Genomic DNA, 20,419 nt, shown 5'->3' with positions numbered 1-20,419 from the left:
TATTATTCATTTATCAATTCTGCAACACCAAAGCCTGTTTCCCCATTATTATTTCCGTTGTAAAACATATACGTTTTGCCTTGTGCGCTAATTACAGCAGGATAACAGATCATTTCGGCATCCCAACCGGAAGAAGATACATCTATCCCTATCTCGTTGTCTTTCCTGGTCCACAATCTTCCATCTTCCGATTCCGCAAATCCGATCCGATACGACCTCGAGCTTCTTCTTATTGAATAATATAACTGATATATGTTGTCCGCCTTTTTATAAATAAAGGGTCTTCCAAAACCGAATTCATCTTTTTCCAGTTTAAATACGGGTTCACTTTCAACATTCCACTTCTTTCCATCTTCCGACTCGCCGTATTTTAACTGATAAACGGGCATGAACTTATTTTTATGCACCTCTCCTTCCACATGCTTCCATCCCATGCCGGCAACATACCACATCTTAAATTTCCCGTCTTCATAAATGACAGTTGGTGCAGATCGCAAGTCCAACTCGGTGTCTGTTCTTTCAAGAACCGGTACTGATGAATAACGTTTAAAAAGATGGTGATCATCACCGATAGCTAAACCGCTGAGGATAGAATATGGAGTTCGGCTATGGCGTTGGTAGCCTGCGTAATAAAGATATATGTTGTCATTGTACTCAATTACTGACGATACATTAACACCACAATCATCAAAAGCACCGGGCTGACCGATGTCAATTATAAACTCGTGAGGATTATTAACGATTTCAGTGGGATTATTGGCATCTACATCCACATAAGTAATCCTTCCATACCTTTCTGCACATGTGGTAGCGAAATATACTCTGATTATTCCCTGGTCCTTAAGATAAAAAGGAGTTGGAAGGATTGCATAGAGCTGATTCCACCAAAGATTCTTTTCCGGGGCATAAACCAAGCCTAGTTTTTTCCACTTCATAATTTAGCAATTCCAAATCTTTCATAAGTAGATTTCTCGTCAGCATAATTTGGAGTGCCTTTCATAAGAGCTCCATCTTTTACAGGTCGCACTATATGAACCGCGGAACCAATAAGGCAATCATTTCCAATGGAAAGGTTATTGCCCATGGTCGAATTTACGCCCATAAAATTGGCATTGCCGATAGTGCAGAATCCAGAAACAACTACATGCGAGGAAATAAAATTATGAGAACCGATTACGGAATGATGACCAATATGGTTACCGCTCCAGAAAACATTATCATTTCCAATTTTCACAAACGGCTGTATGGTATTATCTTCAAAAATGAAACAATTATCACCTATTTCCACATTCCTCCATACAAAACTCCTGCTACTTATATAACTGGCAAGCGTATAACCTTTTTGCTTTGATTCATTATAAAACTGTATCCTGTTCCTGTTCATATTATTATAAACAAGGGCTATATGCATGGCATGCTCGGTAGGTGGATATTTGTGTTCTACCTCTTCGAAGGCAACTACCGGCAGATCAAACAATGTTTCTTTTTTCAAAAACTCTCTGCTCACTGTAAATGCCACTACTTCATATTCGGAATCATAGGTAAAATACTCATACGCTATTTCAGCAAACGCACTATCGCCAAACAAGATTAGTTTCTTTGTTTTATTCATATTTTTTAGATTTTTTGAATCAGCAGGTCTTCGCGCCGGTTATACATTGGCAAAGTGTCAGGTTGTGGCAATAAGTAAGCTTCAAATCCAAATCCCCTATAACGCTGAATAATACCCATTAGCACGCCATCATCGATATGAGTGGGTTCAGGTTGCAGATGTTTAACTTCCGGTAAAGTATCAGTGTTGGTAAACGCTTTGTGATAAGCTATCCCGGTTTCAGTTGAAAAGAAACGTTTCCGTTTTGATATGTTAGGAATATCTCCAATCAATAATTTGCCGCCAGGTTTTAACAAGGATACCGCTACATCAAGAAACTTAAAGATGCAGGTATTATAAAATACGTAATGAAAAATGCTGTATCCTATGATATATTTCACCTTATTCTGATACTCGTTTACCAAAGCCGGAACATCGTCTGGGAAATATCCCGGGTATTTTTCAATATATTTTTCAGAAGGAAGATGATCTAACATTTCCTGAGAGTCAACCAGTAAAGCCTTTAAATTCGCTTTCTGACAAAGATTCAATATCATAAATGGCAACTCACTGCAGCCTGGACCAATATCTAATAATATGCCTTGCTCATTATCCTTATCCGGTTCAATATTCAGCTTATGCACAATATCTAAAAATATAGCGTCTTCCTTGTCTTTTCTATAACTATCGGGAAAACCTATTTTTTGATATTTTGATAACGAATCTTCCGTGGCCAGCTTTTTAAAATCTTCAAACGATAAATTTTTAAACCGCTCAAAATCGGACTGTTGACTCATACATTTATTTTAAAATCAGGTGCATAGTTTCTCTTAACGTATTGCGCCCGCCGAACCCTTCTTTAAACCTGAAAAGGCCGCCATTAATCGTTCGCCCTCCATCCGTATTGGATGTTCCCAGATTTAAAAATGTATATCCGTGGTTACAACCCCATTGTATAATTTCATCTATAACGGCATTTAATGGCCTGAACTCCTGGTATAATTCATCAGATGCAATATATTGGGCGTGCAATACCATGTTATTGGTTACAAAAACAATAATACCAGCTATGAGATTCGAATCTTTAAAAGCTGCAAACAGTTTTATTTTGTCATGACCAACTTTATTGAGCAATACAACAAAGTCGTTATAAGAATGAGTAGGTTTTGTGTTATGCTTTTTTAAGAGATTTTGTTCCAGCACAGTCCAATAAGATTTAAAATCCTCACTTAATTGAACTGAAACATTCTGGCGGCTTTTTTTTACGCTGCGCTTTGTTGAATCGTCATACAAAGATTGAACCTGCTCATAACCACCCAAACGAACAGCCGTTTCGAGTTCTCGCGATTTAATAGTAAAACCATGATACCACAAAGCATAATCTATTTCGTCGCAAAGCTTCCGGTGAAAAATACGAAAGGGGTTACGAATAATGATTTCCTGCACTCCCTGTGCTCTTGCTTCTGTTACAAGCTTGTCTACCATTTCCACAGCCTCCTCCATCCCTATCTCTTCATTGATTACAAACCCTCCGTATGTCGAACGCATATGCGAATGCAATATCCGTTTACCTTCTCTTTCATAAAGAGAACAGGGAATTACCGCAGCTACTTTGTTTTTCTTGAAAAAAAGGAAGGAACAGTCATCCTGCTTATTCAAAGGATTATGATCAAAGAACTGTCTACTGTGTAAAAACGTTCCATTGATAGAATTTTCAACCAGTTCGTTCCAGGCTGGCGCATGCTCATCACTATATCGTGTTATTACAAGCTTCATTCTTAAAAATATTATACTCTCTAATGTAATCGGATTCTTCGAACCATTCAGATGCAAGACAAAGCAACACTGCATTATGTGAGAACTGTATTTCGCGCCAGGTATACGGCGGCAGGTACAATCCAACATGGGGTTGATCAAGAACAAACACATGTTTTTTTCCGTCCTGGCACTCTACCGTAAATCGAATATTGCCACTGACTGCAAATATGATCTGTCGCAACTTTTTATGCGCGTGATATCCCCTTTTTACATTTTGAGGTGTATAATAGGTCCAGTAGACTCGTTTAATTTCAAAAGGTATATCCTTTTGTATTTCAGATATGGTAATGTAGCCAATAGACGGATCCCCTATTGATTTTAAAGATACGAGGTGAGGCTCCTGTTCAAAACGCAGTTCATCCATGAAAGCAGGTTGTTAGTTAAATATTTGTTGTACAGACCATTCAAATTTTGGATGTATAATACCAGGATATTTATGAAAGCTGGCGCCCTGCCGGCTTAAACCATCCTCAATATCTAAACTTAAAATGTTATCATATTTAAATGCAACATACCGCTGATTTATGCCGAACGTAATGTTGAAATAATAACGCGTAGTATTTAACAGGTTTTTCGGTATTTGGAACTGTACTTTGAATGTGCCCTGGTTCACTTTGTCCCCATTTCCTACGAGCGTGCCCACATGGCATACATGAGCTGCTTCCGCATCAAAAATATCCCAGGTCACATCGAGGTCTACATTTTTCATTTTATTTTCGAATTGCAGCTCTACTATTATATCTTCATTAGATTTAATAGGATCTGTTGTCGTTTTTCCTTTAGCATAAGCTGCAATTTTTCTAATACTGATCTTGTCATTACCGGGAGCATCTTCGTTTGTCCAGGAAGATTCACGGATTGATGTGATACCGGAATTCAGATATTCTTCTACTATATTAGCCACATCGCCATTTAATTGCAACTGACCGTTTTTTAACAGTATGCCATGACTGCATAACTGTTTAATTGCAGCCATGTTATGACTTACAAACAAAACGGTACGTCCGTCTTTATTACTCACATCTTTCATTTTCCCAAGGCATTTTTTCTGAAATTCAGAATCTCCTACTGCCAGCACTTCGTCAACAATAAGAATTTCCGACTCCAGGTGGGCTGCTACACCAAATGCCAGCCGAACATACATTCCGGATGAATATCTTTTTACCGGGGTATCAATATACCTTTCAACACCGGCAAAATCAACAATCTCATCAAACTTTCTTTTTATTTCCTGCTTGCGCATACCCAATATCGCTCCATTCAGAAAAATGTTCTCTCTGCCTGTAAGCTCAGGATGAAAGCCGGTGCCTACTTCGAGCAAACTGGCAATACGGCCTTTTATTTTTACAACGCCTGTAGTGGGTGTAGTTACACGGCTCAGGATCTTTAACAAAGTGCTTTTGCCAGCACCATTTCGGCCAATGATACCCACGGCTGATCCCCGCTCTATCTCAAAATTGATGTCTTTCAGGCTCCAAACAATATTGCTGTTACCACCTTTGGTTCGCTCATTAACTTCTCCGATCTTCAAAAAAGGATCCTCCTTTCCCCGCAATAACGCCCACCACCGTTCAATGTCTCTTGATAAGGTTCCGGTTGAAAATTCGCCCAGTTGATATGCTTTGGATAGTTTCTCTATTTTGATTGCTTTTTCCATGCTTACATTGCTATCTAGACAGTATCGACAAAGTTTTTCTCTGTTTTATTGAAAATTATTAATCCTGCTAAAACCACTATTATAGAAAAGCAAACACTATAATAGAAATAACCCGGATAAAAATGACCGGTACCCAAAAAACCATAGCGAAAAGCCTCAATTAAACCACTTAACGGGTTCAAAGCTATAATTTCTTTAAATTGTTGTGGAGCAGCAGACAATGGGTAAATAACAGGAGTGGCGTACATGGCCAGCTGAATGCCAAAAGTTATTAGAAAAGCAAGATCCCGATATTTAGTCGTAAGGGCGGTAACTATCAAGCCAAACCCTAACCCTTGCAACGCCAGCAGCAATACAATTACCGGGAAAAGCAGTAAGTATTCATTGGGATGCACGTTTTCGCCTTTGATAATATACCATACCATTACGAGTATGAAAAGTAACAATTGTACGCCAAACTTAACGAGATTAGACATGACGATGCTCAACGGCATAATAAGCCTTGGGAAATATACTTTCCCAAAAATATTGGCATTATCCCTGAAAACAGTGCTTGTCTTTGTAAGACATTCCGCAAAATAATTCCATGCCACTGTGCCTGTGAGGTAAAACAAGGGGGCAGGAGCGTCCTCTGTACTTATACCCGCCAACCTCGAAAATATTAACGTATAAATGATCGTTGTGAAGATCGGTTGTATAAAAAACCATAAAGGCCCAAAAATCGTTTGCTTATAAAACGATATGAAATCGCGCCGAACCAACAATATTAAAAGATCCCTGTAATTCCATACATCTTTCAGGTGAAGATTAAAGATGTTGGTATGTGGCTTTATTTCCAGGTCCCAGTGCTGCTTCTCCTTATGCCCGTTCTCTTTAATATTAATCTGCTTTGTGGTCAATTCCATCTGTTTTGTAAAGCTTTAAAAAATGCGCTGCATCCTTTCCTAATAATTCAATTTACTACTCGATCTCCTTTATCCTTTTGAAGACCGAAACATTCTGTTAAAGAATTTTTTTACCTTACCCGACCCATTACTACTCTGTTCATAATACCCATTACTATGTCCGTAGCCATATCCATATCCATAACCTCCATAATTACCATAACTGTAATAGTGCGACGAGGTTTTGATATCATTTACCAATAAGCCAATCCTGGGCAGTTTGTTATTACGGTACAATTCGTCGATAAAATGCACCTGCTTTTTCAGTGTATAACCCATACGCACGATGTATAACGTACTGTCAGCATATTGGCTGAGCGTAAAGGCATCGCTCACAAGACCTACCGGAGCTGTATCAACAATGACTACATCAAACGTCTGTTTTACATATTTAAACAATTCCACTATCTTTTCATTCAAAAGAATTTCGGATGGATTAGGTGGAATTGGTCCACAAGGAATCACATACAAGTTATCAATTCCAGGCACAGGCTGAGGCAGCGATTCTACAGGAATGTCGGATACAAGAAAATTGCTGATACCTTTGCTGCGCGACAATTCCAGATTCTTGGTAATTTTCGGTTTCCGGATATCCATTTCAAGTACAACTGTTTTTTTACCCGCGAGCGCCATTACAGCACCTGTATTCACACTGATAAACGATTTGCCTTCGCCACTGAACGTACTAGTTACCAATATTACCGGATGGCTGTTATTACCTACCATGTACTGAATATTGGAACGTATCATCCGGAATTGTTCAGTTACAACATCCCTTTTATTATTACGAACCAATAAAGCAGCCTTATCATCCGAATGACCTATCTCGCCAAAAATGGGGGCATCCGTGATTTTTGTGATATCCGGGCGGCCGCTTATTTTATCATTCAATAACTCCCTGATGTAAATGAAGCCGACAGGGATCAGCAATCCCAGAAAAACAGCTAACATTTTTACATTCTTGGGATTTGGTAACACTGGCGTATTACTTCCTATTGCTGCATCTACTACCTGTGAATTGGAAACAGTAGCCGCCAGCGAAATAGCGGTTTCTTCCCGCTTCTGTAAAAGGTACAAATAAAGGTTCTGTTTAATTCCCTGTTGCCTGGTGATCTCCAATAATTCCTTTTCTTTAATTGGAACAGTGCCAATTCGGGAATTATATAGCTGATTTTTTTGCCTTAAGGCATTAATTTTTAATTCTCCTGTCGCTTTTAGATTTTTCAGATTTTCGGCTATATCGGCCCTGAGTTTTTCCAGCTGTCCTTCCGCCAATTTAACTGAAGGGTTTTGGGCTGTAGTGGTTTTTAGCAATGATTCCCGCTTCAGTTGTAACTCATTATACTGCTCAAGCGAGGTCTGCAAGGTCACATCCTCGATTCCCAGAGCAGGAACAACCACAAACTGGTTCTTTTGATTTGTCAGATACTCCTGCAGGTAACCGATGATATGCTGTTGAACTTCAAGTTCAGAAAGATCTTTTTCTGTTTCAGATTCTTTATTAAGATACAATTCAGATTGGGCGTCGAGGTTTACAACCTGGTTGCGTCGTTTATACTGTTGCAGATCCTTTTCAACATCTCCCAATTCGCGGGTGATGAGGTTCAACCGCTCATTTACAAATGAAACTGTGCGGGCGGCAGTTTGATTTTTATCCTCGATATTTTGCTTACTGTACTCTTCCATCAACTGGTTTAATATATCTTTTGCCAGTAGCGGATGACTGCTCAAATAAGTTAACGATAAAATATTGGATTGATCTTTAATAGCCGCAACGCCTAACCCGCCCAATACATCAAAGGCTGCACTTTCCAGCGGCTGCCAGCTAATAATGTGCTCTTTATATTGAAGGTCCTTAAAAAGACTATCATTTTTTACAATTATAAAAGTACCTGCCCCCTGTTGAAAAGGCTGGCCAAACCGGTACTTCTTTTCAGCTGCATTGGCGAAGTGGAATTCCTGATCGTTTAAGATATTAATATTGAAACTAACTGGTGTTAACGAATCTGCGAGGTGTACAATTTGAAGAGAAACAGGCCCCGCGGGATAATTCAATGTAGTTTTAATATTACCCTTTACATAATATTTTTTTTGCAGGCCAAGTGAAGCAGCAACTCTTTTTGCCAATGTTAGAGATTTAAGAATCTCTATCTCATTAGTTACATTACCACGGCCACCTGTAAAATAAACCTCATCAAAATCCTTATCGGACGCACCAGATGATTTATCTGTTTTTATAAGCATCGTTGCCCGTGCGCTATACAAGGGTGTTGAATAACGTATATACACATATGCCACTATGAGCGCAATGCCCACAGAAATAATCAATAATGGCAGGTAGCGCACATAGCGCATCAAAAAATCCTTTACCGATATTTTTACACTTTGGTTTTCCGGTGTGTTCATTGCAGGTGTTTAATAATGAAAGTTACCTTTGAACTTTTTTAAAATTCCGTACTTACTCCCTGAAGACATTATATACAAGAGCAGCGACAGACACAATGCTGGCTATTGCAGACAGGATAGTAAGGTTGCGAACTAGCTGCTGTTCTGTTCCTGTTTGTTTCCTTTTGTTTGCCTGAACCATAACCACATCATTCTGTTGCAGGTTAAAATAGGGCGACTGAAATATTTTGGGGTCTTTCAAATTAATATAACCAAACTCTCTTTTCCCTTCTTTTTCCCGTATCACAAGGATATTGTCTCTCCTTCCATACAAAGTAAGATCTCCTGCCAACCCAATCAGTTCAAGAATGGTAAGCTTTTCTTCGGGAATGGAATAGGGACCCGGTTTGTTCACTTCGCCCAGCACATTTACATGGAAATTCAGGAATCGTATATCCGTATATGGATTTGTGAGATACACTTTCAACTTTGCATCCATTGTATCCATAAGCTGCTTTTTGGTTAATCCTTCTACATGCAGCTCACCTAACGTTTGAAAGCGGATATTACCTTGCTGGTCAACCAGGTACCCGGGAACACCGCCGCCGGTTTTTGTAACCTGCTGGTTAAAGATGGCCGTTGCTTCCGGATTGTCACTATACACATAAATGCTTAACAGATCTCCTTTCTGAATGGCTATCTCTTTAGCGGGCACTTCCAGGTTAGGCGGAATATTAAGGTTTCCATCGAGGTACTTCAGCTCTTCCCTGGCTTTTTTAGTACTCGTGCATGAACCCATGAACAATACAACTACTATGAAAATACAAGCCTGTATGAAACGTGATACGGGCAGTTGCAACATATTGATAGAGTATTAATGACTGGTTATTAAAATTCCTTACGAGCAAGAACAGAAAACTTTACAAACGCCGAAGCAACCTCGCAGGGTTACCGGCATAAATACCTTTTTCTTGTATATCTTTTGTCACCACCGCTCCGGCCCCGATCACAACTCCATCACAAATCGAAACCGGTAACAGCGTAGCATTGGATCCTATTGAAACCCCATTCCCTATAATAGTCTTCTTCCACGCATTCCTGTCTCCCGCAGGTCCTCCACCCGAAAACACATCATTAATAAACATCACTCCATGACCAATAAAACAGTCTTCGCCAATGGTTACTCCGTCACAAATAAAACTGTGCGATTGCACCCGGGTACGGTTCCCGACAATTGCATTGGATTGTATTTCAACAAAAGGTCCAATAAAGCAATTGTCGCCTATGCTGCAGTCATACAGGTTAACCGGTTGCACCACTTTCACATCTTTCCCGAAAACAACATCCCTTATTTGCGATGTCAATAAAGTAGGTTGGTTCATATATGAACAGCAGTGCTGTAAATTTTTTCAATTATGGAAACCGTTTTTAGCCCATCCCATGCGCTGGTAGTCATGGATCCGTTGTTATGCAGCACATCCAGAAGATTATCATACACCTTATCGTGATTACTCATAGAACCCTGGTATGTACCATATTGATTGGCAATATTACCTACCGGTAAGTTTTCTATTTTATAATCCTGGATATGCTGATACTCCAGTTCATTTAAATATTGACCGCCAATCTTCACCGTGCCTTTCTCGCCGAAAATGGTCAGTGAGCCTTCCATATTTTTCCCGTAGCTGTTCACCGTATAATTGATCGTGCCCATGGCACCATTGGCAAATTGCAACAGCACGGCCCCGGTATCTTCAAACTCGATGATCCCCTGGTGCGCATAATTGTGCATCATCGACCGCACCTGAATTATATCGCCCAACATCCAATACAAGAGATCAATAAAATGACTGAATTGCGTGAAAAGCGTTCCGCCATCCATTTTCAAACTGCCTTTCCAGGAGTTGGCATAATAATCTGCACCACGATTCCAGAAACAATTCAGCTGTACACTATAAATCTTTCCAAGCCTTCCTTCATCCAAGACTCTTTTCACAGCTTCCACCGGTGGGTTATACCGGTTCTGTTTTATAATGAACAAACGTTTACCGGCTTTGTCTGCAGCTTTGATCATAGATTCACAATCCGCAACGCGTAAGGCCATTGGCTTTTCACATAACACATGCGATCCCGCCTCTAACGCCTTTATACTATGTTCTGCATGCAACCCGTTTGGCGAACAAACTGAGACTACATCTAATCCGGCCTCCCTTTTCAACAGTTCTTCTATCGTGTAATACGCAGTTGCATCATATTGCCGTGCCAGCTCATCGGCCCTTTCCTTTACTACGTCACAAACTGCCGCGAGTACCCCTCTGTTGGTAATATGTGCAGCATGTCGTTGAGCAATTCTTCCACAACCTATAATGGCAAACCGTATTTTCTTCATACAATTGAATTCCTAACGCATCGCTTATTTGTCAAGAACTACAATTTTTGATTTATCAATATAGGCTGAAAGAACAAATCCTATACTTTCTATAACGACTTCAACTTTTTTGTGCAGTACTTTTTTTATGGTGCCTTCCTTACCCATTAATATGCCGCCCTGCACCATTACTTTATTTCCGGCTTTGATGTCTAAAGAACGCACCTCTACATCATGATGGTCATTCAGAAATTTCTTGATCGTCAGGATTTCTTTTTCCTTAATGATTGCCGGTTTGCCCAACCAGTAAATGAAGTTCACCACCCCGTTCGTCATACGAACAGGCGTTTTTTCTTCTTCATTCACCTTCACAAATACATAGGATTTAAACAGGGGCTCATCAATCAGCTTAATGCGATCGCTCCATTTGCGATGCACTTTGTTGAGCGGGCAATAACTTTCAATTCCTTTTTCTTCCAATAGCTTATGCACCTTCTTTTCCCAGCGGGGCCGGGTATAAACAGCAAACCATTTTTTAGATGTTGCAGGCATAAAATATTAAAAGACCAGGTTTAACAAAACGACATTTCAACTGTAATATTCACAAGAACCCTGAAAAATTTCCGGTTAAAACCGGGCATAGCTTCGCCTCGTCAGTCCCAGCACTTTTTCTGTAACTGATTGACTAAAAACTACTTAAGCCAAGTTCGCTTACCAAAGGGCACAAAAATAAAAGGGCATAAGTGAGCCACTTCAATGAAGTACTCCTTATACCCTTCCACTATTGAATATATTTAGTGTAACAATTAGCTCGTCCACAGGAATTCTTTCCATGTTTTTATTCTAAAGCATGGAAGTTTTAACCATTCGGTACTTCCATTGGCAAAAGCCTGTAAATGCTACCTGAACGGGTGCAAATATAGGTGTTTTTTAATGTGTATAAACATGTGCATAAAATCTTAAACTCTTATTTTTCAATTAAAAATGCCCTTTTCTCAGTCCCAACCATTTATCAATAATCGAAAAAACACATTAAAGAGGGGAATCCTATATTTTTACCGTACTCGCCAGCAAATGCCGCAAGGTAAATAATCATTTCAATAAACAGCTTTTCGCACGCCGCAAAACCAGGTATTATTTATTAACCTAATAAATCGATTCTAGCCGCCCTGCATCCATCCAATCAGCCCGGTATGCAAAGGGACTTCTTCATTGGTATCAAAAGCTTGTTTACAGGCTTGTTTACCTGTATTTTGATGCCAAAAACGCCCGCGAATTATCAAATATTGTAATTGTGTAAAAGCTATCGCCTGTTCGTAAAAAGCCGCAAACCCGTTACAGCTACTGAATTGCCGGCTTTGCTTGCTGGCTGTTGTTTACTGTTTACAGGTTCCTTATCTTTCCTCTTAAATGTAATTCCTTGCAAAAACGCTTCTATTCCCTTGATGTTTTCCGGGGCGCTACGGTTGCTTTTATGATCCTGGTAAATAACCCCGGAAGCTGGTCGAACCTGTATGCACCGTTGGCCCATGCACCATGGCATGGCTGCACGCCTACCGACCTGGTTTTTCCTTTCTTCTTATTTGCTGTCGGCAATGCCCTGGCTTTCGTTATGCCCCGGCTCGAAGCGGCGGGAACGGCCGCCTTTCTTAAAAAAGTGATCACCCGCTCCCTGCTTATCTTCCTCATTGGTTTTTTTCTGAACTGGTCGCCTTTCGTGCGCTGGAACAATGAGCAGCTTGTTTTCAAAGCCTGGGAATATGCAGATGCAAACAATAATATTATCGGCATCCGTATCATGGGAGTGTTGCAACGTATTGCCCTGAGTTATTTATTCGCCTCGCTGATCATCTATTTCTTTAAAATAAGAGGCGCTTTTGTCGCTGCCTTTGTATTGTTACTCGCTTACTGGATGCTGTGTTTATTTTTAGGCAACCCCGCCGATCCTTACAGCCTGAACGGATACTTCGGCGTGCAGGTGGATAAAGACATCCTGGGTGCCCCCCACATGTATCATGGTGAAGGAGTAGCATTCGATCCTGAAGGAATCACCAGTACCATCACTTCCATTGTGCAGGTGATCTTTGGCTATTTCGTAGGCTATTATATTCAACAGAAGGGAAAGAATTTCGATATGCTTTCTCATTTATTCGTAGCCGGCTGCTTATTGATCTTTACCGGTTATGCCTGGGATATGGTTTTTCCGATCAACAAGAAAATATGGACAAGCTCCTACGTGTTGCATACGACCGGGCTGGCCATACTGGTCCTTTCATTATGTATCTTCCTGATCGAATTTAAAGAAGCGAAAGGTGCCTGGAGCCGCTTTTTTGATGTGTTTGGCAAAAATGCCCTGTTCATATTTTTCCTCAGCGGATTTTTACCCCGGGTCATTGCCCTGTTTCGCTGGGTTGATCATATTGATGAAGAAGGCAAAAAAGTATATACCAGTGCACTGCCCTGGTTCTACCAACATATTTGCAAACCCATTTCTCCCAACCTGAAAAACGGTTCCTTACTCTACGCCATTTGTATGATTGCCTTTTACTGGATGATCGTGTACTTTATGGACAAGAAGAAGATCTATATCAAAGTGTAGTATAACAATATTCTATAGAACTATTTTCCTTAGCAACCTGAACACCAGGCAAACCGCCATGAACAGCGCAGACAGGATCACTATGGAAAACTTTGTGGTGGCCATATCATAAGCCAGCAAGACCGACCAGCGCGTAGCTGTTCCCTGCAGACTTTTCAGCATGGCAATATTCTCAATAACATCACAAATACCAGCAACTATTAACAGATAGGTAAAGAATTTACCGGTACGCATCAATATTTCATGACCGCTTAACCGGCCGAAATAAACACAGGCAACCGATAAACCTGAAGTATATAAGAGTATAAACAGAAAATCAATATAAATGCCAATGATGGCATGCTTCAGTTTGCCGTGGGTTTCCCATTCCTGAATAACCCTTTCTGCAACGGAAAGCTCCTTGGCAAGCTCAAACCGAACGATTTCATCCGTCGCCAAAGGCTGCATATACCATTTAGAGGCGATTATAAAAAAGCAATTAATGGCCAACAATACCCAAAACCAGCGTTGTAAATTGGTGGGAGTTGCAAACGAAAGTTGTTTCATTGCTGCATGTGTTTTGTTCACAGGCAATACTGCATTTGGTAAGAACTGCCTGTTTGAAATAGCAGGGCAGGATTCAGGAGAGGACCAGGTTTACTTACGATTAAACCTGCGTAAACAATCAACCCGTTTGATCTTTAATTTACTGTGATTTGCTATCTTACTAAAGTAATACATTTCAGGGAATTGAAAAAAACCTGATTTTCGGCATGAAAAAGTTGTTGCAACGTTTGTTAAAGAGACCTGTTACCTGGCTGGCTGAACGGTTTTCAGCCTCGCCGCGAAAAGATAAGATCTTTGCCTCTTTAACAGCGCTTCTACAAAACATTAGGAATAAAAAAAGCTGTGGCATTATCATTCCGTTCGACCTTTCCAGCGGCAAATTCGTTATTCTTTCCGATGAACATAAAGGAGCCGGTGATCTGGCAGATGATTTCAAACTGGCGGAAAAGAATTACCTGAATGCCCTTGACTATTATTACAACAACGGATTCCATCTCATCAACCTTGGGGACTGTGAAGAGTTATGGGAGAACAAACCTGAGACTGTGATGGAAAAGAACAAAGCGGGCTTTCAGGCTGAGTTACGCTTTTTACAACAGCACCGTTATTACCGCATATTCGGCAACCACGACCTGCAATGGAAATTTGACATACCGCGCAACCGTTATCTGAAACCAGTATTTGGCGATCAGCTGGCGGTGTATGAGGGATTGTTACTTACAACTACCTATAATAACCGGACGTATTCAATTCTATGTACACATGGCCACCAGGGCGATCAGCGGAGCGATGGCAATGCTTTCAGCACCTGGTTCGTTGCTGCCATCTGGACGCCATTGCAACGCTTTCTTGAGATCAGCATTAATTCAACATCCGACTCTTTTGAGCTGGTTGATAAACACAACATCATGATGTATGAATGGAGCGCCACCCAAAAAGACCTGCTGTTCATTTCCGGCCACACGCATAAACCGGTTTTTGCTTCACTCGACCATATAGAAAGGCTGAACAAACAACTGGAAAAAGCCAGAAAGCTGGATGATAAAGCGGCAGTTGAAAGTATAACGGCGGAGCTGGAAAAAAGAAAGGTCGAATATGCCGGCAAGCAATTTCATAAAACGATGGTGATCCCTTCCTACTTCAATAGCGGATGCTGTTGTTTTGCCGACGGCGATATTACAGGAATAGAAATTGAGGGGGATAGTATCAGGCTGGTAAAATGGGAAGAAGAAAACGGGCAATCTCGCCGGATCATTTTGGAGCAAAGCCCGCTTTCCTATGTGTTCGAAAAAATATCAACTACTTAATGGTTATAAAATGACAATGCCGTCCCGTTTTAACAGGGACGGACATCTATCATTATTCACCGTCCAATTGGTTCTTTACTTTCCATTTCTTTGGTTCAGTTCCATCCATTTTTACAATTTTGGGCGAGAACTTACCTACGATATCAACCAGCGCCGACTGGCTTTTCATCACTACTTCAATATCCTTGTAAGCGTGCGGCGCTTCATCGAGGCCGCCACCCAGCAATTTTACGCCCGAACGCTGCAGCTGCTCTTTCAATTCTTTATGCGTAATCGAATTCAATGCTTTGGTTCGGCTCATTTTTCTTCCTGCGCCATGTGATGCGGAAGAAACAGAAGCTGGCTGTCCCTTTCCTTTTACAATAAAGCCAGGAGCGGTCATTGATCCGGGAATGATCCCCAATACATCTTTTCCGGCGGGCGTTGCGCCTTTACGATGAACGATCAGTTCCTTTACTTTTCCATCATTATCCACCATCATTTCCTTCCATGCAAAATTGTGGTGATTTTCAACCATAGTGATAGGACTTTCGCCTATCGCTTTTGCAATTTTATTATGAATAACATGATGGCAGGCAGATGCATAATCACCAGCCAGGTTCATGGCCATCCAGTATTCTATCCCTTCCGGTTCATCTAATTGCAGCCAGGCCAGGTTGGCGGCATCACCGGGTAACCGTCTTTTTTCTCTTGCGATCCTGGTATAGTGATTCGCGATATTCGCGCCCAATGCTCTTGACCCGGAATGCGTTAACAATCCGATGTACAACCCTGCATCGATACCCAGTATAACATCTTTCTCTGTTACTTCAACCAATCCGAATTCAGCGAAATGGTTTCCTGATCCGCTCGAACCTAATTGTTTCCAGGCTCTTGTTTGCAGTCCTTTCAGCAAAGGCAGCTCATCAAATTCTTTCCGTTCCATCACTTCATGATCGGCAGCGTCTTCAAAAACAGCGCCGCTTCCAAAAAGGGTTGCTTCATTGAGCTCGCGTGTAAAGAAATGTTCCCGCCGCACCAATTCTTTTGGATTGATGGGAAAAACACTCAAACACATCCGGCAACCAATATCTACGCCTACACCATAAGGTATTACCGCATTTTCTGTCGCCAGTACGCCCCCAATCGGTAATCCGTAGCCGGCATGTGCATCGGGCATTAATGCCCCCGCCACGCTAATAGGCAAACGGGCTGCCTGTTTCATTTGATGCATAGCCCCTTCTTCAATAAATTCACCTCCGAATATATTGAATGGGATCCCTGTATCATTCAAAGCAATTTCTTCTCCGGGTTCTGCTGATTTTTTAGGTATCAGTTGTTGGGCTATCAGGCCCAGCACTGCATCATTTTCATACTCCACAGGAGCACTTAAGATCTTTTTCAATAACTCCATCACATCCTCCTTTTTCTCATGCTTATAGTTCTTTTCCATTACGTTCATAGCAATGCTTATCACCGGTCCTTCGGGATAACCTATTGCCCGCAACTCTTTTCCTGTTATTTTTAATTTCGCCATAGTTTGTTTTATTAGCTCACGCCGAGATTAAACTCAATTTCAACACGCTCCATTTGTGTTATATGCCGTTTGGCGTGTTGAATTAAAAAGTAGATGAAATGATAAACGTCCATCTTACCCAAATTATTTACGCTCATCATAGTTTTATGCAACACGCCTTCACCTTGCTGTAATGTTAACAGTAACCCATAGCATTGCTTCAATTGTCGTTCCAGCTCGTGCCGGATCTCGGCAACCGGCATTCTGCCGCGGGGCTCCATGTGACCCCGCCGGCTCCATGCAAACGATCTCTGCTGGCCTATCACCTTTAATCTTTCCCAGTCAAGGTCATAGTCGATCAACATGCCTGAAAAATCTTCTTTCTTTGATCTTTCCAATGCTTTTCTGGTTCCCTTACTGATCAACATTAACAAATAATGGTTCGTTAACGAAATATGTTCCAGTATTTTATGAATGCTCCATCCCTTATTGTCCGGCGCATATTGTAATAGCTCATTATCGATGTTAAACCATTTGAATAATTCATCAAAGGTTTGGTTCAACTCTGTTTCAATTCTATTGATCACTTCTGTCATCATACGTTATAGCTTTACGGTTTCTTATTACAGCTTAAGCGAATGGAAATAAAAGCAGCCCCGCCAACCGGGGACTGCTTTACTTCTCAAGGCTATACAACTGATGATCCATCGTACACTTCTATGTACAGTTTATATTTCGGCGCTTATCAAAGCCTGGTCATTTCTGGGACACAAGGATCTGCTTCAGCTGATCAATCAGTACACCGTTGCCATTCACACTGATATTACTGATCTTGTCAGCGATCTTTTCAACATATTCCATTTCCTTCAATTTCCACAGCATCGCATTTTCTTCCATCAGCCTGGCAGTATTCAACAGGCTGCGGGTGCTGGCTGTTTCTTCACGCCGCATGATGATGTTGGCCTGGGCTTTCTTTTCGGCTATCAACACCTGGTTCATGATCTCCTTCACATCGCCGGGCAGAATAATATCACGAATACCAAAACCACTCACTTCCACACCCAGTGCTTCTGTGCTTGCCTTTACAGCTTCCAGAATAAAGGGCGTAATACTTTCTTTCTTCTCCAACAGTTCATCAAATGGCAGTGTACCCACATACTCCCGCAGGGCGAGCTGAAACACCATGTACAGCTGGTAACTGAAGTCCTTGTTCTGCAACATGGCCTTTTCAATATCGGTTACCCTGTACTGTGCCCAGGCATTGATCCGCAGCGCGGCCTTATCTTTGGTCAGGATTTCCTGACCGTTGATCTCCGCCTATAATTATTTTAAACGTATCCAAAGACCGGGATCCCCGGATAAGCATTTCATTGAACCACTTTATTGGCACAGGATGAGCTGGCAAAAGCATAGGGTTTCGCTTTGAACTCGAATCCCATTCCCATGATATAACCCATGGCTTCCTTCAACGCATCATTACTTTTAAAGTTGTGGTTGGTATTGATGTCGGCATGCACCTCCATGTCTACATTATAAATAGTAAACAGGCCACATAACGCGTACGCTATCTCAATACTTTTCGAAACCTCCATCAGCATACGTTGTTTAATGTTCATCTTTAGCTGGCTGGTTTCGTTGTGGATGTACATGAAACCACCTTTCCCTTTACGGATGAACACAATTACCGTTGCAAATTCTGTTTCTTTTCCCTTAACCTGGCTATCGGTACCAATACACACTTTCAGTGTATGCCCCATCTCTTTTTCACGAACCAGTACGGTCCTTACTTCATCTTCAATGGGTCTTTTGATCTTAGTACCATCCAGCCGCCTCCAACGATGCTGCTCCATGACTTACCTCCATTCTGTGTATTTTAGTTTTCAATCAAATTGCGTCTGAAACCAATCACTTCTACCCTGCCCCCCGGCTGTTCTTTTTCATGTGGGTTAGCTATGTCTGCAATGGTCATTGGTGTATTTACTTTGGTTTTAAATCCAAGATGTTCACTTAACCGTTGCGCTTTAGCCACACTTAATTTTCCAAACTCATATTTTGCTATCAACCTTCCTTTTCGCATCAGGGCGCTATCTACCAGCGTGAGCGAATTATTGAAGGTGCATATGAGTTGTACATTCAGAAAATCAGCCAGTAAACCGTCAGAGATATTCAGCAGGTTCGATACCGCTGAACCGGAATTATGTTTGCGATCCATGATTATATTCTCTGCATCTTCAATAATCACCACCGTATTGGGATTATCAATGAGCAATTCAATAAACTCAGGGTTCATCAGGTTGCCTGCTACTGTAGGCGAAAGGAACAAAACCCGTTTCTTTATCTTTCCTATCAGGTAGCGCAGATAGGTTGTTTTTCCGGTACCTGGCAACCCGTGCAGCAACACAATTCCTTTATCATTCTTCTTATTGAGCCGTTGCCTGATGATCTCATCCGTTTCTTTAAAGTCGTCTTCATAGAAAAGATCCAGGTCAAGTTTTGTCCGTTTGATCTCCATTGGCTTTAACTCAAGCCCGTCGCTGCTTTGTGCGATCAAATTGATCTCAAGCGGCTGACGTCTTTGCCGTTCTTTGTATTGGGCAGCTAATTCAGTTATAGCTGTCACCAACTCAGGGCATAAGCCATCATGCAGAATATCACAATAATTCGTTGTGATCTCAATCAGGCAATTCTCTTCAAAAACAATTACCGTTCTACCGAACTGATATTGCCGGTCTTTTCTTTTATACCAGCGAAACTTATGTATGTTCTTAATCCGCACTTCGTACTTTACCTTTAACGCGTTGAACAGTTTTTCGCCGTCGATCTGACCTATGTAACTCAAACTTGGCAACCGGTTATAATAGTACAGGTATAATATTTTCACATCCAGAAAGCGGTCATCAAATACATTATTGGCATTGATGGCCTTCTGCGTAAATAAATTGTCCATATTTTTCCTTAAATAGTTAATAAATGCATGATTCCTGTAACAAGAAAGATTCACTAACTATTTCATTACACGAGTACGCATAACCGTTTATTTAGTAGTCTGTATGAGGCTCGAACTCATCCACCTGGTTCGAAAGACCAATAGTCAGGTTTAATGGTCAATGAATGTTTTTTGGAAAAGCATCCGCTACGCCTTTGCGGCTCAGCGAAGCGAAGCCTGCCGGCGGACGCTTATTTCCCTCCTTTTTGAACTCGTATCTTTAATCACTTTTATCTGATCTGAAATGCTGCCGGGTGCCGTGCTTCTATTGGATCTTCCTGCTTTTGCCTGTTCTTTCTGTTCGCTTTCACTTTGTTGTCGAATAAAGCAGCAATGAACCTGATCACAAATACACTCATTAATAATTTCATCATCTACCTTCCTTTTTCTTCATTGTTGAAGTTTATGTTATTAAGCAGCCGGGCACTGCGATAGAATAAAAAAGCCCGGTCGTTTTTGTCGACCGGGCCATTTATTCGATGCCTGTTTATTACAGTTTCGTTTAAACACAACCTGGTCGTATTCGTATATGCTTCTCTTTTCTGCTGCCGTCAAAACACACAACTCCTTTCGCGTTCGCACACGTATTCCACTGTAGCCTTGAACTATCTAACTTCATTCGTCGTATGTTCTGCATCGGTATCGGCATCAATTCTTTTATACTTATTTAAATGTTGTTAGTAAAAATGGGCATGACACCACTGGTCTGTTAATTTTTTTAAA

General features: G+C 41.1%; 21 protein-coding genes. 2 read left to right on the top strand and 19 right to left on the bottom strand.

Annotated features, from left to right (window positions below; genetic code table 11):
- Window positions 1–2 precede the first annotated feature (2 nt).
- The 12 genes from JUB15_RS07020 to JUB15_RS06965 form a co-directional block, all read right to left on the bottom strand.
- Window positions 3–935: a glycoside hydrolase family 32 protein gene (locus JUB15_RS07020; RefSeq protein WP_207511687.1), complete on the bottom strand. Its 933-nt coding sequence runs from the start codon at window positions 933–935 to the stop codon at window positions 3–5.
- Window positions 932–1,612, bottom strand: a complete 681-nt coding sequence (locus tag JUB15_RS07015) for an acetyltransferase (protein WP_207511685.1) — start codon at window positions 1,610–1,612, stop codon at window positions 932–934. Before JUB15_RS07015 ends, JUB15_RS07020 begins: the two co-directional genes overlap by 4 nt.
- A 5-nt stretch (window positions 1,613–1,617) precedes the next feature.
- A complete protein-coding gene (locus tag JUB15_RS07010; protein WP_207511684.1) occupies window positions 1,618–2,388 on the bottom strand; it encodes a class I SAM-dependent methyltransferase in 771 nt (256 codons plus the stop codon).
- A 4-nt stretch (window positions 2,389–2,392) separates the two neighbouring features.
- Window positions 2,393–3,367: a GNAT family N-acetyltransferase gene (locus JUB15_RS07005; protein WP_207511682.1), complete on the bottom strand. Its 975-nt coding sequence runs from the start codon at window positions 3,365–3,367 to the stop codon at window positions 2,393–2,395.
- Entirely contained in the window at window positions 3,342–3,773 is a 432-nt protein-coding gene (locus tag JUB15_RS07000) for a sugar 3,4-ketoisomerase (RefSeq protein WP_207511679.1), read from the bottom strand. Before JUB15_RS07000 ends, JUB15_RS07005 begins: the two co-directional genes overlap by 26 nt.
- A 12-nt stretch (window positions 3,774–3,785) precedes the next feature.
- Window positions 3,786–5,066, bottom strand: coding sequence for an ABC transporter ATP-binding protein (locus JUB15_RS06995; RefSeq protein ID WP_207511677.1), 1,281 nt, complete (start codon window positions 5,064–5,066; stop codon window positions 3,786–3,788).
- Between the two features lie 14 nt (window positions 5,067–5,080).
- On the bottom strand, window positions 5,081–5,971 hold the full coding sequence (locus tag JUB15_RS06990; RefSeq protein ID WP_242696225.1) for an ABC transporter permease: 891 nt from the start codon (window positions 5,969–5,971) through the stop codon (window positions 5,081–5,083).
- Window positions 5,972–6,040: 69 nt separating this feature from the next.
- The gene (locus tag JUB15_RS06985) at window positions 6,041–8,416 is read right to left on the bottom strand and encodes a GumC family protein (RefSeq protein WP_207511672.1); all 2,376 of its coding nucleotides are present in this window, start codon (window positions 8,414–8,416) and stop codon (window positions 6,041–6,043) included.
- 52 nt (window positions 8,417–8,468) lie between these two features.
- The gene (locus JUB15_RS06980) at window positions 8,469–9,257 is read right to left on the bottom strand and encodes a polysaccharide biosynthesis/export family protein (RefSeq protein WP_207511670.1); all 789 of its coding nucleotides are present in this window, start codon (window positions 9,255–9,257) and stop codon (window positions 8,469–8,471) included.
- A gap of 58 nt (window positions 9,258–9,315) precedes the next feature.
- Entirely contained in the window at window positions 9,316–9,759 is a 444-nt protein-coding gene (locus JUB15_RS28695) for an acyltransferase (RefSeq protein WP_305068185.1), read from the bottom strand.
- Window positions 9,760–9,773: 14 nt separating this feature from the next.
- Complete coding sequence (locus JUB15_RS06970; protein ID WP_207511666.1) at window positions 9,774–10,784, bottom strand: Gfo/Idh/MocA family protein; 1,011 nt, start codon at window positions 10,782–10,784, stop codon at window positions 9,774–9,776.
- A 24-nt stretch (window positions 10,785–10,808) separates the two neighbouring features.
- Window positions 10,809–11,315, bottom strand: a complete 507-nt coding sequence (locus tag JUB15_RS06965) for a UpxY family transcription antiterminator (protein WP_207511664.1) — start codon at window positions 11,313–11,315, stop codon at window positions 10,809–10,811.
- Between the two features lie 868 nt (window positions 11,316–12,183).
- Here JUB15_RS06965 and JUB15_RS06960 point away from each other — a divergent pair.
- A complete protein-coding gene (locus JUB15_RS06960) occupies window positions 12,184–13,362 on the top strand; it encodes an acyltransferase family protein (protein WP_207511662.1) in 1,179 nt (392 codons plus the stop codon).
- Between the two features lie 12 nt (window positions 13,363–13,374).
- Here JUB15_RS06960 and JUB15_RS06955 read toward each other — a convergent pair whose 3' ends face one another.
- Complete coding sequence (locus tag JUB15_RS06955) at window positions 13,375–13,908, bottom strand: hypothetical protein (protein WP_207511660.1); 534 nt, start codon at window positions 13,906–13,908, stop codon at window positions 13,375–13,377.
- 206 nt (window positions 13,909–14,114) lie between these two features.
- On the opposite strand from JUB15_RS06955, the gene JUB15_RS06950 reads away from it, so the two are divergent.
- Entirely contained in the window at window positions 14,115–15,215 is a 1,101-nt protein-coding gene (locus tag JUB15_RS06950) for a metallophosphoesterase (protein ID WP_207511658.1), read from the top strand.
- 52 nt (window positions 15,216–15,267) lie between these two features.
- Here JUB15_RS06950 and JUB15_RS06945 read toward each other — a convergent pair whose 3' ends face one another.
- From JUB15_RS06945 to JUB15_RS06920, 6 genes are all read right to left on the bottom strand, one after another.
- Complete coding sequence (locus tag JUB15_RS06945) at window positions 15,268–16,731, bottom strand: RtcB family protein (RefSeq protein WP_207511656.1); 1,464 nt, start codon at window positions 16,729–16,731, stop codon at window positions 15,268–15,270.
- An 11-nt stretch (window positions 16,732–16,742) separates the two neighbouring features.
- Window positions 16,743–17,309, bottom strand: coding sequence for a DinB family protein (locus tag JUB15_RS06940; protein ID WP_207511654.1), 567 nt, complete (start codon window positions 17,307–17,309; stop codon window positions 16,743–16,745).
- A 157-nt stretch (window positions 17,310–17,466) separates the two neighbouring features.
- Window positions 17,467–18,021: a slipin family protein gene (locus tag JUB15_RS06935; protein WP_369411516.1), complete on the bottom strand. Its 555-nt coding sequence runs from the start codon at window positions 18,019–18,021 to the stop codon at window positions 17,467–17,469.
- A gap of 56 nt (window positions 18,022–18,077) precedes the next feature.
- Complete coding sequence (locus JUB15_RS06930) at window positions 18,078–18,560, bottom strand: ribonuclease H-like YkuK family protein (RefSeq protein WP_207511652.1); 483 nt, start codon at window positions 18,558–18,560, stop codon at window positions 18,078–18,080.
- Between the two features lie 23 nt (window positions 18,561–18,583).
- Window positions 18,584–19,657 carry an AAA family ATPase gene (locus JUB15_RS06925; protein WP_207511650.1) on the bottom strand — a complete coding sequence of 358 codons (1,074 nt, stop codon included), beginning with the start codon at window positions 19,655–19,657 and terminating at the stop codon, window positions 18,584–18,586.
- Window positions 19,658–19,926: 269 nt separating this feature from the next.
- On the bottom strand, window positions 19,927–20,070 hold the full coding sequence (locus tag JUB15_RS06920) for a hypothetical protein (protein WP_207511648.1): 144 nt from the start codon (window positions 20,068–20,070) through the stop codon (window positions 19,927–19,929).
- Window positions 20,071–20,419 lie beyond the last annotated feature (349 nt).

The sequence above is a fragment of the Longitalea luteola genome (assembly GCF_017356035.1).
GTDB classification, from domain to species: Bacteria; Bacteroidota; Bacteroidia; order Chitinophagales; family Chitinophagaceae; genus Niastella; species Niastella luteola.
The sequence above is the reverse complement of the archived record's forward strand: the minus strand, read 5'-3'. Positions and strand labels throughout refer to the sequence as shown.

Coding starts and splice junctions, on each gene's coding strand:
- JUB15_RS07020 (WP_207511687.1), bottom strand. CDS start 935: ATGAAGTGGAAAAAACTAGGCTTGGTTTATGCCCCGGAAAAGAATCTT.
- JUB15_RS07015 (WP_207511685.1), bottom strand. CDS start 1,612: ATGAATAAAACAAAGAAACTAATCTTGTTTGGCGATAGTGCGTTTGCT.
- JUB15_RS07010 (WP_207511684.1), bottom strand. CDS start 2,388: ATGAGTCAACAGTCCGATTTTGAGCGGTTTAAAAATTTATCGTTTGAA.
- JUB15_RS07005 (WP_207511682.1), bottom strand. CDS start 3,367: ATGAAGCTTGTAATAACACGATATAGTGATGAGCATGCGCCAGCCTGG.
- JUB15_RS07000 (WP_207511679.1), bottom strand. CDS start 3,773: ATGGATGAACTGCGTTTTGAACAGGAGCCTCACCTCGTATCTTTAAAA.
- JUB15_RS06995 (WP_207511677.1), bottom strand. CDS start 5,066: ATGGAAAAAGCAATCAAAATAGAGAAACTATCCAAAGCATATCAACTG.
- JUB15_RS06990 (WP_242696225.1), bottom strand. CDS start 5,971: ATGGAATTGACCACAAAGCAGATTAATATTAAAGAGAACGGGCATAAG.
- JUB15_RS06985 (WP_207511672.1), bottom strand. CDS start 8,416: ATGAACACACCGGAAAACCAAAGTGTAAAAATATCGGTAAAGGATTTT.
- JUB15_RS06980 (WP_207511670.1), bottom strand. CDS start 9,257: ATGTTGCAACTGCCCGTATCACGTTTCATACAGGCTTGTATTTTCATA.
- JUB15_RS06970 (WP_207511666.1), bottom strand. CDS start 10,784: ATGAAGAAAATACGGTTTGCCATTATAGGTTGTGGAAGAATTGCTCAA.
- JUB15_RS06965 (WP_207511664.1), bottom strand. CDS start 11,315: ATGCCTGCAACATCTAAAAAATGGTTTGCTGTTTATACCCGGCCCCGC.
- JUB15_RS06955 (WP_207511660.1), bottom strand. CDS start 13,908: ATGAAACAACTTTCGTTTGCAACTCCCACCAATTTACAACGCTGGTTT.
- JUB15_RS06950 (WP_207511658.1), top strand. CDS start 14,115: ATGAAAAAGTTGTTGCAACGTTTGTTAAAGAGACCTGTTACCTGGCTG.
- JUB15_RS06945 (WP_207511656.1), bottom strand. CDS start 16,731: ATGGCGAAATTAAAAATAACAGGAAAAGAGTTGCGGGCAATAGGTTAT.
- JUB15_RS06940 (WP_207511654.1), bottom strand. CDS start 17,309: ATGATGACAGAAGTGATCAATAGAATTGAAACAGAGTTGAACCAAACC.
- JUB15_RS06930 (WP_207511652.1), bottom strand. CDS start 18,560: ATGGAGCAGCATCGTTGGAGGCGGCTGGATGGTACTAAGATCAAAAGA.
- JUB15_RS06925 (WP_207511650.1), bottom strand. CDS start 19,657: ATGGACAATTTATTTACGCAGAAGGCCATCAATGCCAATAATGTATTT.
- JUB15_RS06920 (WP_207511648.1), bottom strand. CDS start 20,070: ATGATGAAATTATTAATGAGTGTATTTGTGATCAGGTTCATTGCTGCT.